A 13017-nucleotide genomic window follows, 5' to 3' on the forward strand; every position below is an offset into this window, starting at 1 on the left:
GGACGTGATACTTTGAGCGAGACGCCTACCTCGAAGGCCCTGGCCAAGCAGCTCCTCGCCATCCTGGACAAGGACTCGCAGCGCCTCCAGCGGGTCGACGACTACGTCCAGGGCAAGCACGACGACCCGTACATGCCCGAGGGCGCGGACGACGAGTACCGAATGCTGGCCAAGCGGGCGGTGTCCAACTGGATGCCCCTGCTGGTGAAGACGCCCACGCAGGCGCTCTACGTCGACCAGTTCCGGCGCGGCGGCGCGGACGCCGTCCGGCTGCGGGACCTGCCCGAGTGGGACCACTGGCAGCGTTCGCGCATGGATGCCCGGCAGATCGCCGTGCACCGGGGTGCGGTCACCTACGGCCACTCCTTCACCGTCACCGAGCAGACCCCGAAGGGATCGCGGACGCGGGGCCTGAGCCCGTTGCGGACGGCGGCCCTGTTCGAGGACCCGGCGAACGACCACACCCCGTACGCCGCGCTCACCGTGCTGCGCAAGCCCACGGACGAGACGCCCGGCAAGGCGAAGATGTGGGACGCGACCAACGTCTACGAGGTGACGTTCAAGTCGTTCACCGACGAGGACGGCGTCACGGTCGGGGCTGGGGTCAAGCACGGCGCGACCGAGTGCCCGATCACCCGGTTCTCCGCGTACATCGACCTGGACGGCCGGACCTACGGCGTGGTCGAGCCGATGATCCCGGTGCAGAACCGCATCAACCAGACGGTGTTCGACCTGCTGGTCGCCCAGACCTACGCCTCCACCAAGGTGCGCTGGGTCACCGGCATGGCCCCGCCGCTCAAGCGGTACCCCGAGCTGGACGAGAGCGGGCAGCCGCACCCGCAGGCCGGCGAGCCGGTGCTGGACGCCAACGGCAACCCGATCCCGCTGCCGATCAACCACAACGCCAAGCGGTTCCTGTTCGCCGAGGACGACACGGTCAAGTTCGGCAGCCTGGACGAGACCCCGCTGGGCGGCTTCATCGAGTCCATCGACATGTCGATCCGGCACCTGTCGGCGATCTCGCAGACGCCGCCGCATCACTTGCTCGGGCAGATCGCCAACCTCTCCGCTGAGGCGCTGCTGGCCGCCGAGACCGCGCTGTCGCGCATGGTCGAGGAGTTCCGCACCAGCTTCGGTGAGAGCTGGGAGCGGGTGGCCCGCCTGGCTGCGGAGATGGACGCCGCCGACGTCGACCTGGACGACTACGAGATCGAGGTCATCTGGCGCGACATGGAGCTGAAGTCCCTGGCTCAGTCCGCTGACGGCCTCGGCAAGCTGGCCGACCAGCTCCAGATCCCGGTCAAGGGTCTGTGGGGTCGGGTGCCGGGTGTCACGAAGGCCGAGCTGGACGAGTGGGACCGCCTCGCCGAGGAGCAGGACGGCGCACGCCAGCTCGCCCAGGCCCTGCGTAGGGCGGCGCCCCGCAGCGCCGGGTCGACCACCGACGTGAGCAGCACCTTCGCTGCCTCCACCGCTGGTACGGAGGTAGCCGCTGCGTGACCATGACGAACCGACAGAGGGCGGCCGAGGCTGAGAAGGTCTCGGTCGCCTACCAGATCGCACTGACCCAGCTCGGCGTGAAGACCGTCGAGGAAGCACTGGAGCTGTGGTCCGCCGTTCCAGCCACACGGGCAGTCGCCACAAGCGATGCCTGGCTGGCCCAAGCCATCCACCTGGTGATGACGCGGCGGACCATGGCTCGCGCCCTGGCGATGGCGTACTACCGGCTCATCCGGGCGCTGCTGACCGGCAGGACCGTCGCGGACCCCGACAAGCCCGAGCCTGAGTACGTCACCCTCGCCATGCTGCGGCAGGAGTTCAAGGAGCTGGCAGGCAAGCAGACGCCCCCGGAGGGCGCTGACGCCAAGCCTGCCTCCAAGGACGTGCCCGCGGCGGGCGACGGCTGGGAGCTGGCCGACGACGACAACGCACTCGACGAGGAGCACATCCCGGTCGAGGACCTGGACGGAGATTCCGCTGCGGAGGCAGAGCGCCTGGAGCGCCTGGCCGAAGAGGAAGCCGTCACCGTCCTTGATGCCCTGGGTCCTGCGAATCTCGAGGAAAAGCTGACGGCCATCAATCCCGAGAGGCCAGCTGTAGAGGTCGACGCCGCCCGCGAGGAGGCGCACTTCCAGGCCGGTACTCGGCAGGCGGCAGCCGCTGAGCGCGTGGTCCTGGACGGCGCGAGAGGGACGGTCTGGAACAACGCCGAGCGCGACAAGCGTGTGATCGGTTACGTCCGCATGTCGCGCACCGGAACCCCCTGCGGGTGGTGCGCGATGTTGATCAGCCGGGGCCCGGTCTACCGATCGGAGTCTGCGGCTGAGTACGCGGACGGCGACAAGTACCACGACAACTGCCACTGCGTGGCAGAGCCCGTCTTCAGCAGGGAGCAGTACGCCTCCGCGCTGTTCGACGTGAACCGCAAGTACCACGAGCTGTGGCCGCAGGTGACCAAGGGCCTGTCCGGCAAGGCAGCCGTATCAGCGTGGCGGCGCTTCATCCGCCAAGAACAGCAACTCGCCCAGGAGGCGAGCCGATCCCGAGCCCTGGAGGCTGACCGTGCCTGAGACCCCCGAGACCCCCGAGACCCCGGTGACCGAGACCCCGGAGACGCCGCCGGCTGAGACGCCGGAGACCCCGGAGACCGAGACCCCGGAGACCCCGGAGACCCCGGAGGGCGAGAGTGACGGCACGGACGAGCTGCCCGAGTGGGCTCGGAAGAAGCTGACCAAGGCGAACGCCGAGGCGGCCAACTACCGCACTCGCCTCCGCGAGGCCGAGACCAAGCTCAGCGCCGCGAAGACGGTTGAGGAGTTCGAGGTCGCGACCAAGGAGCTGCGGGAAGCCAACGCTGCACTGGAGCACCAGCTCCTCGTGCGCGACGTTGCCGAGACGCACGGCCTGCCGAAGGAGCTGGCCGCCCGACTCATGGGCAACACCAAGGAGGAGCTGGAGGCTGACGCCAAGCAGCTCAAGAAGTTCGCCGTCACTCCTCCGCCGAGTGACCTGCGGGGTGGCCTCGACCCGTCCGACGACAGCGAGGCGTTCGACCCCGTGAAGGCGGCCCGCCAGGCGCGGCGATCCCGCTACTGATCCCCAACCCGCAAGCCCCGAGTCTCACCAGCTCGGGGCTTCTTCGTAGCCCTGGAGGGCAGACACAGTGGTGCACCAGGTAGTCAAGGCAGAGAAGATCGCCGCCACCGCGGCGGTCGCTCTGGAGGAGCAGCTCATCGTTCCGGCCGTGTTCCGGCGCGAGGGCATCGACCAGTACAAGGGTGCCGAGAACGACACCATCAACGTCAAGGTCGAGGGCGTGCTGCCGTACCGGAGCTACGGCTGGCGTGCGGACCGCGCCCAGGAAGTCCAGTTCGACGAGTACACCGAGCGGACGGTTGCCGTTCAGTTCGGTGGCGACATCTACTCGGCCGTCAAGCTGACCGACGAGCAGAACGACATGGACCTGGGTGGCTGGGCCAAGCTCGCCACCAAGCAGACCGAGGCGATCGGTCGGGGTCTGGAGTGGGGCGCCACCAAGGCGCTCATCGACGCCCCGTACGAGATCACCCTGAAGCTCGACTCGGCCAACCTGAAGTCCAGCCTGATCCGGGCCCGCAAGGTCATGAACGCCCTGCGCGTTCCCGCCGGCCAGCGGACCATCCTCGTCGGCACCGACGTCGAGGCCGCCCTGCTGGAGGACGAGAAGCTGAACCTCGCCTCCAACGTGGGTGAGGCCGAGGCCGTCTCCGCTCTGCGCGAGGCGACCCTGGGTCGGCGCTACGGCTTCAACTTCGTCGTGGCCGCCGAGCTGGACCCGGACATGGCGGTCGGCATGGTCGACTCCGCGTTCATCTTCGCGACCGGCGCCCCGTCGGTTCCGCAGTCGGTTCCGTTCGGCGCGACCGCCTCGCACAACGGCGTGGCGATCCGGTGGATTCGGGACTACGACTCCACCCGGTTCCAGGACCGCTCGATCTTCAACACCTACAAGGGCTTCCGCCACGTGGAGGACGTCCTGGTGGGTCGCGACGCGGCCGGCCAGGCGTTCGTCTCGCAGAACACCCACTTCGTCCGGGCGATCAAGCTCGTGCTCGACGGTGCGGACGTTCTGCCGGACCCGGACGGCCCGGACGCCAAGCAGAAGGAGCTGTTCCAGATCACCGGCATCGGTGGCACCGCTGACGGCCCGACCGTCTGACCTGACGTGTAAATGTGAGCGGGCTGCCTCTTCGGAGGTGGCCCGCTCGCTCCCTCGTGAGTGAGGAGGACGGCATGGCTGAGTTCGCCACGCTGGACGAGCTGAAGGACCGCCTCGACTGGACCCTCGACGCTGACGAGGAACGGATCGCGCAGGCCGCCCTGGAGGATGCCTCGGACCTGGCCTGCTTCTACGGCAAGGAATGGGCTGCCGGGGCCGCGCCCCGCATGGTGCGGACCCTGGTGCTGCGGGCCTGCAAGCGGTACATGGACAACCCCGCCGGATACACGCAGTCGCGTGCCGGCGACGAGACCCTTGGCTGGAACGACGCCGCAGGCGAGAACGCCGGAACGGTGCACTTCACCAAGGACGAGCAGGCGCTGCTCAAGACCCTGGCCGGGAAGCGGCCGGGCATCTACTCCGCGGCCATCTCGGCGTGGGGCCCGCAGCGCAAGCACACCCCCGGCCTGGTCCCCGACGCGGGGAGCAACGAGCCGATCCAGTACTTCGCCAATGACGAGGACCCCTGGTGAGCATGCAGCGACGGCGCGGCCAGGCGGCCCGGGTCTGGCGTACCAAGGTGGTCACCGACAACCGGGGCAACAAGATCAAGGCTGCGGACCCCGACTCCGTCTTCGAGGTGCGCGCCGTCTTCATCCCTCAGCGGTCGGCTCGGGCCGAGGTGCCCGGCCAGCAGCAGATCAACGTGGTCCGCATGCTGGTCAGCGCCGACCTGGACGACGTCGACCTGTGGTCCCGCGTCGAGTGGAACGGCAAGCTCTGGGACGTCGTGACGCCCCCGGCTCACCACCACGGCAGCCGCCACACCCGGCACTGGTCGATCGACCTGCGGGAGCGGCCCTGATGGCGCAGGTCTACCGCTACGTCGAGGGCCAGAAGTTCGAGCGGTTCATGGCTGACTTCGAGCCGGTGCAGCTCCACCTGATGGACCTGCTGTTCGCGGCCAAGGCCAAGGCCGACGTCTACCTGATCGAGAACAGGCAGGAAGGCGACGCCGCGATCGAGATCGACCACGGCGACATCGACTGGTACCTGACCCTGTCCGACGAGCGCGGCCAGGGGGCCGCCATGTCCATCGAGTACGGCCGACAGGCCGGGTCCTACGAGATGCAGTACAGCGACGGCGAGGTCCGAGAGATCGAGTACGGCGCGAGCGAGGGCCTCTACATCCTGCACCGGGCTCTGAACGTCCCCCGCAAGGAGGGGCGCCGCAAGCCGGTCAAGGTCAAGGGCAGGCGGGTCAAGGTCAACTACACCCGCTGGGAGCAGGTCCAACGCTTCCGCCGGCGCAAGGACGAGGAGGCGTAGTGGCTGGTATCCCCCAGAGTGTCCGGGCGCGCGCCGAGCTGAGTCCGGTGGAAGACCTCCTCCTGCCCATCCTGCGCGAGGGCCTGCCCGGCGTCCCGGTGCAGAGCCTGATCGCCGACGACCAGACCTTCCCCCTGGTCCTGCCTCGCCGCGTCCCGCACTTCGGAGAGTGGGCGGCCGACCAGCGATTCACCGACCAGGCCGACGTCATCATCCACTGCTTCGCGCAGGACCCGAACGGCGACGAAGACGCGGCGATCCTGTCCGAGGCGGTGCGGGTTGTCCTGCGTGACGCCTGGCTGAACCAGAAGAGTGTGCCCGGTCGGGGCCACCTGATCCGCGTCGACATGACGTCGGCCCCTCGGCGGGCCACCGACTGGGCCACGGCTACCGGCCCCGTCCAGTACGCCGACCTGCCCACGGGTGTCTGGCGGTACGAGACCGCGTACCGCATCGACATCCGCAAGCCGCGCCAGCGGCCCTACCAGTAACCCGCCCCGCCCCTGACCCTGCCCGCGGCTCGTGGGTGGGGTCTTCGGCATGCCCTCGTAAGGAGCCGCCCCCGTGGCACTCAACGACGCCGCGACCCTTGTCATTGGGTCCGGCAACTTCTTCACCGCGCCGGTCGGCACCGACCTGCCGGCCGACCTGGCTGCCGTCTCCACCCCGTGGGACAAGGTTGGCCACACCTCGCTGGAGGACATCTTCGGCATCACCTCCGAGGGTGGTGAGGCGACGACCCTGGGCTCGCTCCAGAACAAGTCGCTGCGGACGAAGTACAGCCCGCGCCAGGAGACGATGACCTTCACTCTCCAGCAGTTCGACACCCCGGGCCTGAAGCTGTTCTACGGCTCGAACGCGCCGACCCTGGCCAACGGCATGCTCGGCGTCCCGCAGGACCCGGTGCCCACCGTCTGCGCCTTCCTGGTCGTGTTCATCGACGGCGACAACCTGTTCGCCTTCTACGCCCCCAAGGCCGAGGTGTACCGGGCCGACGACATGTCGCTGTCCGACACCGAGTCGCTGGCCGGTCTGCCCCTCGGCGTCAAGCCGATGGTGCTCGGCACCAACGACTACTCCTACGCGGTGACCCCGCTGGGTGACGCGCCCGCCGCCGGCTGACGCACCCGCTGAACCACCCCGCCCGCGATGACAGCGGACCCATCGCGGGCGGGGTCCTCCCCTCCCCTGGTCCGCTCCCCCTTTTCTTCCGCCCTACCTGGAGGTCCGCAACCCCATGTCCACGATCACCCTTGACTCCATCCGCGCCGCCGCCGAGGCGAAGTACGGCTCGCTCGACATCGAGCTTGGCACCGAGACCGTCCGGCTGCTCAACCCGCTGCGTCTGGCCAAGGCCAACCGGGACGCGCTGATGGCGGTGCAGGACCGCCTGAACGACAAGGACGACGACGCCGACCAGGCCGAGATGCTGACCGAGGCGCTGCGCCTGGTCGCCGAGAGCAAGGTCAAGGGCGACAAGCTGATCAAGGCGCTGGACGGCGACCTGGCCCTGCTGGCCGAGGTCTTCGAGTCCTACGTCAAGGGGACGCAGGCGGGGGAAGCCTCGGGCTCGGACGCCTGATCGACGAGTACGGCGAGGGGCTGTACCCCGACCTCCTTCACCACTACCGGGTTGACCTGGTCGACGTGATCGAGGGTCGCGGTCCGGCCCCTTCGCTTGTGCTCGCGCTTGCGCTGGGCCTACCCGACACCTCCCTGACCTCCGCCCTCGCGTCGGGCGGCAGGCAGTTCTTCGGCTGGGGCGTGGACCGCCACCTCCAGGCCGACCTCTTCGACGCGCTCAACGCGAACACCCGAGCCACCGGCAACTGGAAGAAGGGCAAGGCCCCTGACCTCCCGGCCTGGCCTCGGCCGAAGCGCAAGGCGGCCGAGTCCGAGCAGAAGAAGCCGGTCTCCGTCGCCGATCTGTTCCACCGGCTCACACGGAGGTAGGCATGGCAGCAGGCACGATCATCGGCCGCGTCTCGGTCAAGGTGCTTCCCGACACCTCGGGATTCCGCCAGAAGGCTGAGACAGAACTGGGGAAGGCCGAGAAGGGCCTTACCGCCAAGGCCGAGATTGAGCTGGACGACAAGGGCCTGGGCACCCAGGTCAAGGCGGCGCGCGAGAAGGCGCAGAAGCAGCTCAAGGAACTGACCCTCCAGATCAACCTGGACAACCAGCAGTCCCTGATGCGGTCCATCCGCCAGGTGCAGGCCGAGCTGGACAAGCTCGACGCAACCGAGCTGAAGGTGGGCCTCAACCGCGACGACCTGAACGCTGCGGCTGACCTGCTCAAGGAGCGCCTGGACGAGGTCGCCACGCTCGACCTGAAGATCGACAAGAAGTCGCAGGCCGGGCTTGAGTCGGCGATCTCGAAGATCAACCAGCAGCTCGTGGAGATGGAGAAGATCGACTTCTCCGTCAAGCTCGATCGAGCGTCGCTGATCAAGGCGCGTGACGAGATGCTGGCCGAGCTGGACCAGAAGATCCAGCTCCAGGTGGAGGTCGACCGCCAGGCGGCCAACGCCATCCGCCAGCGGATCGTCGACCAGCTCAAGGCGATCCCGATCAACACCAAGCTGGACCAGGCGTCGGTCACCAAGGTCATGCGTGAGATCGAGGGCTACCTCGACCAGATCGAAGACCTGCGGGCCGTCATCACGCCGGAGATGGACGAGCGCGCCAAGGCGCAGGTCAACCGGCAGATCGACGACATCAAGGACAAGATCGACGACCTCAAGGCCCAGATCAAGCCGGATGTCTCGATGCCCTTCTGGGCCAACGCCTGGAAGACCCTCGCCCTGCTGACGCGGGACCGCTTCGTTCACCTCTACACCAAGGTCAACGAGGCGTCCCTCGCTGCGGCGACGGCGGCCATCAACCGGCTGTCCGGCGCCCGAGTGGTGACCAACATGGTCAAGGAGCTGGGCGAGTCCCTGGGCAACCTGGACCGCTCTGCCCCGAAGATCGCCGGCATCGCCGCAGGCATCTTCGCCCTGGGCGGGGCTGCGACCAACGCGGTCGGCTCCGTGCTCTCGCTGGCTGGCTCGCTGATCAGCATGGCCCCGGCCGCCCTCGCGCTGCCCGGCCTGCTCGGCGGCATGGCTCTCGGCGCGCTCGCCGCGGGCATCGCCTTCAAGGACTTCGGCAAGTACGTGCCCGAGCTGAAGACCGACTGGAACAACCTGAAGTCGACCATCTCAGACAACTTCTGGGACAAGGCCGCCACGCCGATGCGGGACATGGTCCGCACCCTGTTCCCGCAGTTCTCCGCTGGCATGTCGATGATCGGCACCAAGACCGGCGAGTTCTTCGGCAAGTTCGCCAACTCCCTGACGGGCGCGCTTGATGGCCGCCTCGACGGGATGTTCGCCAACCTCGGCAAGTCGATCGACATCGCCGGTAACTCCACCGGCTCCCTGGCCAACATCATCGCCATCCTGGGCGACCTCGGGTCGCAGTACCTTCCCCGGCTGGCGCAGTGGTTCGTCGACATCACGAAGCAGTTCTCGGACTTCCTCACCAAGTCGGAGAAGACCGGGGCGCTGAAGGAGTGGGTCGACAACGGCATCACTGCCCTCGGGCAGCTCGGCTCCGTCCTGAAGTCGATCGGCTCGATCTTCCTCAGCCTCACTGAGGCGGCGACCCTCGGCGGTGGCGGCACGCTCGCTGGCCTGTCCACGACCCTCGCCGGTGTCGCGGAGGTGGCGAAGGACCCGGTCTTCCAGGGGCAGCTCGCGGAGTTCTTCCGCTCGACCAGTGAGGCGATGAGCCTCATTGGGGAGCGGGCCGGACCGGCGTTGCAGGCATTCCTCAGCAACCTGCTGACGACCTTCTCCAACGTCCTGCCGACGATCGGCGCAACGCTGGGCATCGCGCTCGACGCGGTCGCCACCGCGCTGGCCGACCCGGCTCTGTCCGCCGGCCTGTCGTCGATGTTCCAGGGACTGAAGGAGGGCGTGGCTGCAATCGCGCCGGTCTTCTCCACCCTGGGCCCGGTCCTGGGCATGCTGGCGCAGACCATCGGCGCGGTGCTGTCGGCCCTGGGGCCGGTCATCGCGGCGGTCCTGTCCGCCCTGATCCCGGCGCTGGAGACGCTCCTGCCGGTACTCCAGCCGATCATCGAGATGCTGGGCGGCATCCTCACGCAGGCGCTCACCGCGCTGACTCCGCTGTTCACGACGCTGGTCACGCTGATCGCTGCGCTGCTCCCGCCGATCGCCGCGCTGATCGAGCCGCTGTTCAACCTCGTCATGGCGATCCTCCAGCCCCTGCTGGACATCATCACCGAGGTCGTCACGGCGGCCATGCCTCCGCTGACCGCCGCGTTCACTCGGCTGTCCGAGTCGCTTCAGCCGGTCATCGAGATCCTGACGGTCGTCGTCGGCTTCCTCATGGACATGCTCGGCCCGGCCATCAAGTTCGTGGCCGAGATGCTGATGAACACCCTGATCGTCGCCTTCGAGCTGATCGCCACGGTGTTCGAGGTCGTCGTCGGCGTGGTGATGGGGATCTGGAACACCTGGTCCGCCCTGTTCCGGGGCGACTGGGAAGGCGTCTGGAACGGCATCAAGCAAATCTGGGGCTCCGTCTGGGACGGCATCGTCAGCATCTTCAAGACGATCTGGGACCAGATCCAGCGCTTCTGGGGCCAGGCGTCGAGCATGTTCACCGACCGCTGGGAGTCGGTCTGGAACGGGATCAAGTCGTTCTTCAGCGGGATCTGGAAGGCCATCTCGTCGGCGTTCAGCGCCGCGCTGGGTGCGGTCCGGTCCCTCTGGGACAGCAACCTGAACACGATCCAGACCCTCTGGTCGACCTGCTGGAACGCGGTGCGGAACTTCCTGAGCAGCGCGTGGCAGGCCATCCAGACCGCGATCGGCACCGGGATCACCAACGCGATCCAGTTCTTCCGAGACATGCCGAACCGGATCTTGTCCGCCCTGGGCAACCTGGGCAACCTGCTCCTCGGCGTCGGTGAGGACATCATCAACGGCCTGATCCGAGGCATCCGCAACATGTTCGGCGACGTCGAGAACGTCCTCGGCAACCTGACCAGCATGCTGCCGGACTGGAAGGGCCCGGAGTCGCTGGACAAGGTGCTGCTCGTCCGCGCTGGCGAGCTTGTCATCGGTGGCTTCATCCGAGGGATGGAGTCCCAGTACGACGCCGTGCGCCGGTCCCTCCGGGGGCTGACGAGCGACGTCGCCGGGATGACGGTCGACGGCCCGCAGATCGGCGGGGTGAACACCCCGAACATGGCCAACCAGATCGCCGGCGCCCTCTCGGCGACCGGCACTGAGGGGCCTGTCGTGAAGGTACTCAACTACTACGCCGCGGCTGGCTCCTCGCTCGACGGCGAGGAAGACCTGTTCGCTGCCGCCGGGCGGGCAAGGATGGTGTGGTAATGCCGAGACTCCAACTGGAGTCGGCCACTGATGTACTGAATCTGGACGACGTCCTGAACAAGGACGTAGGTGTGCAGGCCCTGTCTGGCGTTGCCGGGCTGGGCCTGCCCCAGGTCTCCACCCAGTGGCTCGAAGGAGCTGGTGACGGGGCGACGTACCGAGGTCGGCGCGTCCTGCCCCGCGACATTGACATCCCCATCTACGTCGCCGCCAAGGACCGGCTCGGCCTTCAGGGGCTGCTGTCCCGGCTGGCCGTCATGCTGGCCGGCGAGATGACGCTGCGCCTGGTCGAGGCCGACGGCTCGGACTGGTCGACCAAGGTCTACCGCGTAGGCGGCGGCGACTACATCTACGGCGTCGACACCATCGGCGAGCGAGACTTCCAGACGGTCATCACGCTGCGAGCGGGTGACCCGTTCTGGACCTACTCGCGGGCCAGCCGGAAGGTCATCGAAAACTCCGGCGCTGGCCGCGGCTTGCTCAAGGGCCTGGCCAGCATGAAGGTCTCGGCCAGTCAGGCGATCGGCACGATCACCCTGGAGAACCCCGGCGATGCGCCGGCCTACCCGGTGTGGACGGTGAACGGGCCCGGCAAGGACTTCAAGGCGTACCTGGGCAACGGCCTGGGCTTCCACTGGACCGGCACGCTGGCGGCCGACGAGACCCTGACGATCGACACCCGGACGGGCAGTGTGGTCGACGGGACGGGCGCCAACCGCTACTCGGCGATGGCTGCCGCGCCCAGGCTGTGGAGCGTCCCGCCGGGCACCACCACGGCGACCGCCTCGCTGGAGAACACCTCGGCGGGCACGGTGCAGGGCGGCACGGTGGTCACGAGGAACCTGGTCACCAACCCCCGGTTCGAGAGCCTGTCCGGCACGACGGTCACCCGCACCAACCTGCACCCCAACCCGAGCGTCTCCAGCGACAACTCGAACTGGACCTCTCTCGGTGGCTCGAACGCTCGGTCGACGGAGCAGTCGCAGTCCGGCAGCTCCTCGCTCAAGGTCACCTGCAACGCGAACCTCCAGGGCTGGGGCGGCAACGGCTCGACCCTCCCCGGGTCCGTCGCGGCTGGCGACCCGATCTACGGATCGGTGTACGTCTACCCGTCGAAGGACATGACGGTGCAGGCCGGCGTCGAGTTCAAGGACGCGGCGAACGTCAAGCTGAACGTCGTCCTCGGTACGGCGACCTCGGTCAAGGCGAACACCTGGACGCGGATCGGCACTTACGGCGGCATCGCCCCGGCGAACACCAGCCACGTGACGGTGACCTGCTACACCACCGCCTCGAACGGTGCCGCCGTCTCCGGTGATGTGATGTACCTGGACGCGATGCTGATCGAGAAGGCCGCGTCGATGGAGACCTACTTCGACGGCAACTTCTCGCCCTCGACTATCTACACCTACCGCTTCACCGGGACGGCGAACGCCTCCAGCTCGGAGCGGCTGGCACCACTGGCCGTCGGTCAGTCCACCTCGACCGACAAGCCCTACACCCACTGCTACGCCGAGGGCTCGGCCGGTTCCCGGTACGGCCGCTGGCGGACGCTCCCCGGCACCCCGAAGCCGGGCTGGCGGGTCGCCCGATCCGTCGCCCTGTCGCGGGCAGACGTGGTGGCCGGGCAGAAGTACACGTTCATCGCCCGCGTGCGCCTCTCGGGCTGGACGGCCAGGACGATGGACTTCCGGCTCGCGGACGGCACGGCGACCAAGGCGATCATGAACCCGGTCCTTGTGCCGAGCATCGGGTCCGACTGGAAGGACGTGCGGGTCACCTTCACCGCACTGAACGACGGCTCGCTCGACGCGGGCATCGGCCTCTACGTGAGCCTGCCGCCCGACGCGCCGGCCACCGTGGACGGGTACTTCGACGTGGCCTACTGGGCGGTCGTCACGGGCGACTACACGGGTGAGTACTTCGACGGCGACACCCCGGACTCGCAGACGGTCGGCGTCTACGACTGGTCCGGCACTCCGCACGCCTCGGTCTCGACGGTCTCTGTGCCGAAGATCGTCGGCCGTTCCTCGATCACCTGCTCATGGCGACCTCGGAAGTGGATGGTGGTCTGACGTG

Annotated in this window: 13 protein-coding genes; all 13 read left to right on the forward strand. The window is 68.0% G+C overall.

Annotated elements, in window-relative coordinates:
* The first annotated feature begins 12 nt into the window (after positions 1–12).
* The 13 genes from A6A27_RS38245 (at position 13) to A6A27_RS45425 (ending at position 13013) form a co-directional block, all read left to right on the forward strand.
* Positions 13–1500, forward strand: coding sequence for a phage portal protein (locus A6A27_RS38245; protein ID WP_073839540.1), 1488 nt, complete (start codon positions 13–15; stop codon positions 1498–1500).
* A gap of 2 nt (positions 1501–1502) precedes the next feature.
* Positions 1503–2570: a VG15 protein gene (locus tag A6A27_RS38250; RefSeq protein ID WP_073839684.1), complete on the forward strand. Its 1068-nt coding sequence runs from the start codon at positions 1503–1505 to the stop codon at positions 2568–2570.
* The gene (locus tag A6A27_RS43895; RefSeq protein ID WP_073839541.1) at positions 2563–3096 is read left to right on the forward strand and encodes a hypothetical protein; all 534 of its coding nucleotides are present in this window, start codon (positions 2563–2565) and stop codon (positions 3094–3096) included. Before A6A27_RS38250 ends, A6A27_RS43895 begins: the two co-directional genes overlap by 8 nt.
* A 67-nt stretch (positions 3097–3163) precedes the next feature.
* Positions 3164–4198 carry a hypothetical protein gene (locus tag A6A27_RS38260; RefSeq protein WP_073839542.1) on the forward strand — a complete coding sequence of 345 codons (1035 nt, stop codon included), beginning with the start codon at positions 3164–3166 and terminating at the stop codon, positions 4196–4198.
* 74 nt (positions 4199–4272) lie between these two features.
* Complete coding sequence (locus A6A27_RS38265) at positions 4273–4731, forward strand: hypothetical protein (RefSeq protein WP_073839543.1); 459 nt, start codon at positions 4273–4275, stop codon at positions 4729–4731.
* 2 nt (positions 4732–4733) lie between these two features.
* Positions 4734–5063 (forward strand): phage head-tail adapter protein, encoded by a 330-nt coding sequence (locus tag A6A27_RS38270; RefSeq protein WP_073839544.1) that lies wholly within the window; start codon positions 4734–4736, stop codon positions 5061–5063.
* Positions 5063–5527 (forward strand): hypothetical protein, encoded by a 465-nt coding sequence (locus A6A27_RS38275; RefSeq protein ID WP_073839545.1) that lies wholly within the window; start codon positions 5063–5065, stop codon positions 5525–5527. Before A6A27_RS38270 ends, A6A27_RS38275 begins: the two co-directional genes overlap by 1 nt.
* Positions 5527–6018: a hypothetical protein gene (locus A6A27_RS38280; RefSeq protein WP_073839546.1), complete on the forward strand. Its 492-nt coding sequence runs from the start codon at positions 5527–5529 to the stop codon at positions 6016–6018. Before A6A27_RS38275 ends, A6A27_RS38280 begins: the two co-directional genes overlap by 1 nt.
* 73 nt (positions 6019–6091) lie before the next feature.
* Positions 6092–6649, forward strand: coding sequence for a phage tail tube protein (locus A6A27_RS38285; RefSeq protein WP_241825650.1), 558 nt, complete (start codon positions 6092–6094; stop codon positions 6647–6649).
* A 115-nt stretch (positions 6650–6764) separates the two neighbouring features.
* Positions 6765–7109 carry a phage tail assembly protein gene (locus A6A27_RS38290; RefSeq protein WP_073839547.1) on the forward strand — a complete coding sequence of 115 codons (345 nt, stop codon included), beginning with the start codon at positions 6765–6767 and terminating at the stop codon, positions 7107–7109.
* Between the two features lie 98 nt (positions 7110–7207).
* A complete protein-coding gene (locus A6A27_RS38295) occupies positions 7208–7480 on the forward strand; it encodes a hypothetical protein (RefSeq protein WP_073839548.1) in 273 nt (90 codons plus the stop codon).
* Between the two features lie 2 nt (positions 7481–7482).
* Positions 7483–10938, forward strand: coding sequence for a hypothetical protein (locus A6A27_RS38300; protein WP_073839549.1), 3456 nt, complete (start codon positions 7483–7485; stop codon positions 10936–10938).
* Entirely contained in the window at positions 10938–13013 is a 2076-nt protein-coding gene (locus A6A27_RS45425) for a phage tail domain-containing protein (protein ID WP_073839550.1), read from the forward strand. The genes A6A27_RS38300 and A6A27_RS45425 overlap by 1 nt, the downstream gene beginning before the upstream one ends.
* The last annotated feature ends 4 nt before the right edge of the window (positions 13014–13017 follow it).

It is taken from the genome of Micromonospora sp. CB01531 (assembly GCF_001905095.1).
Lineage (GTDB): Bacteria > Actinomycetota > Actinomycetes > Mycobacteriales > Micromonosporaceae > Micromonospora.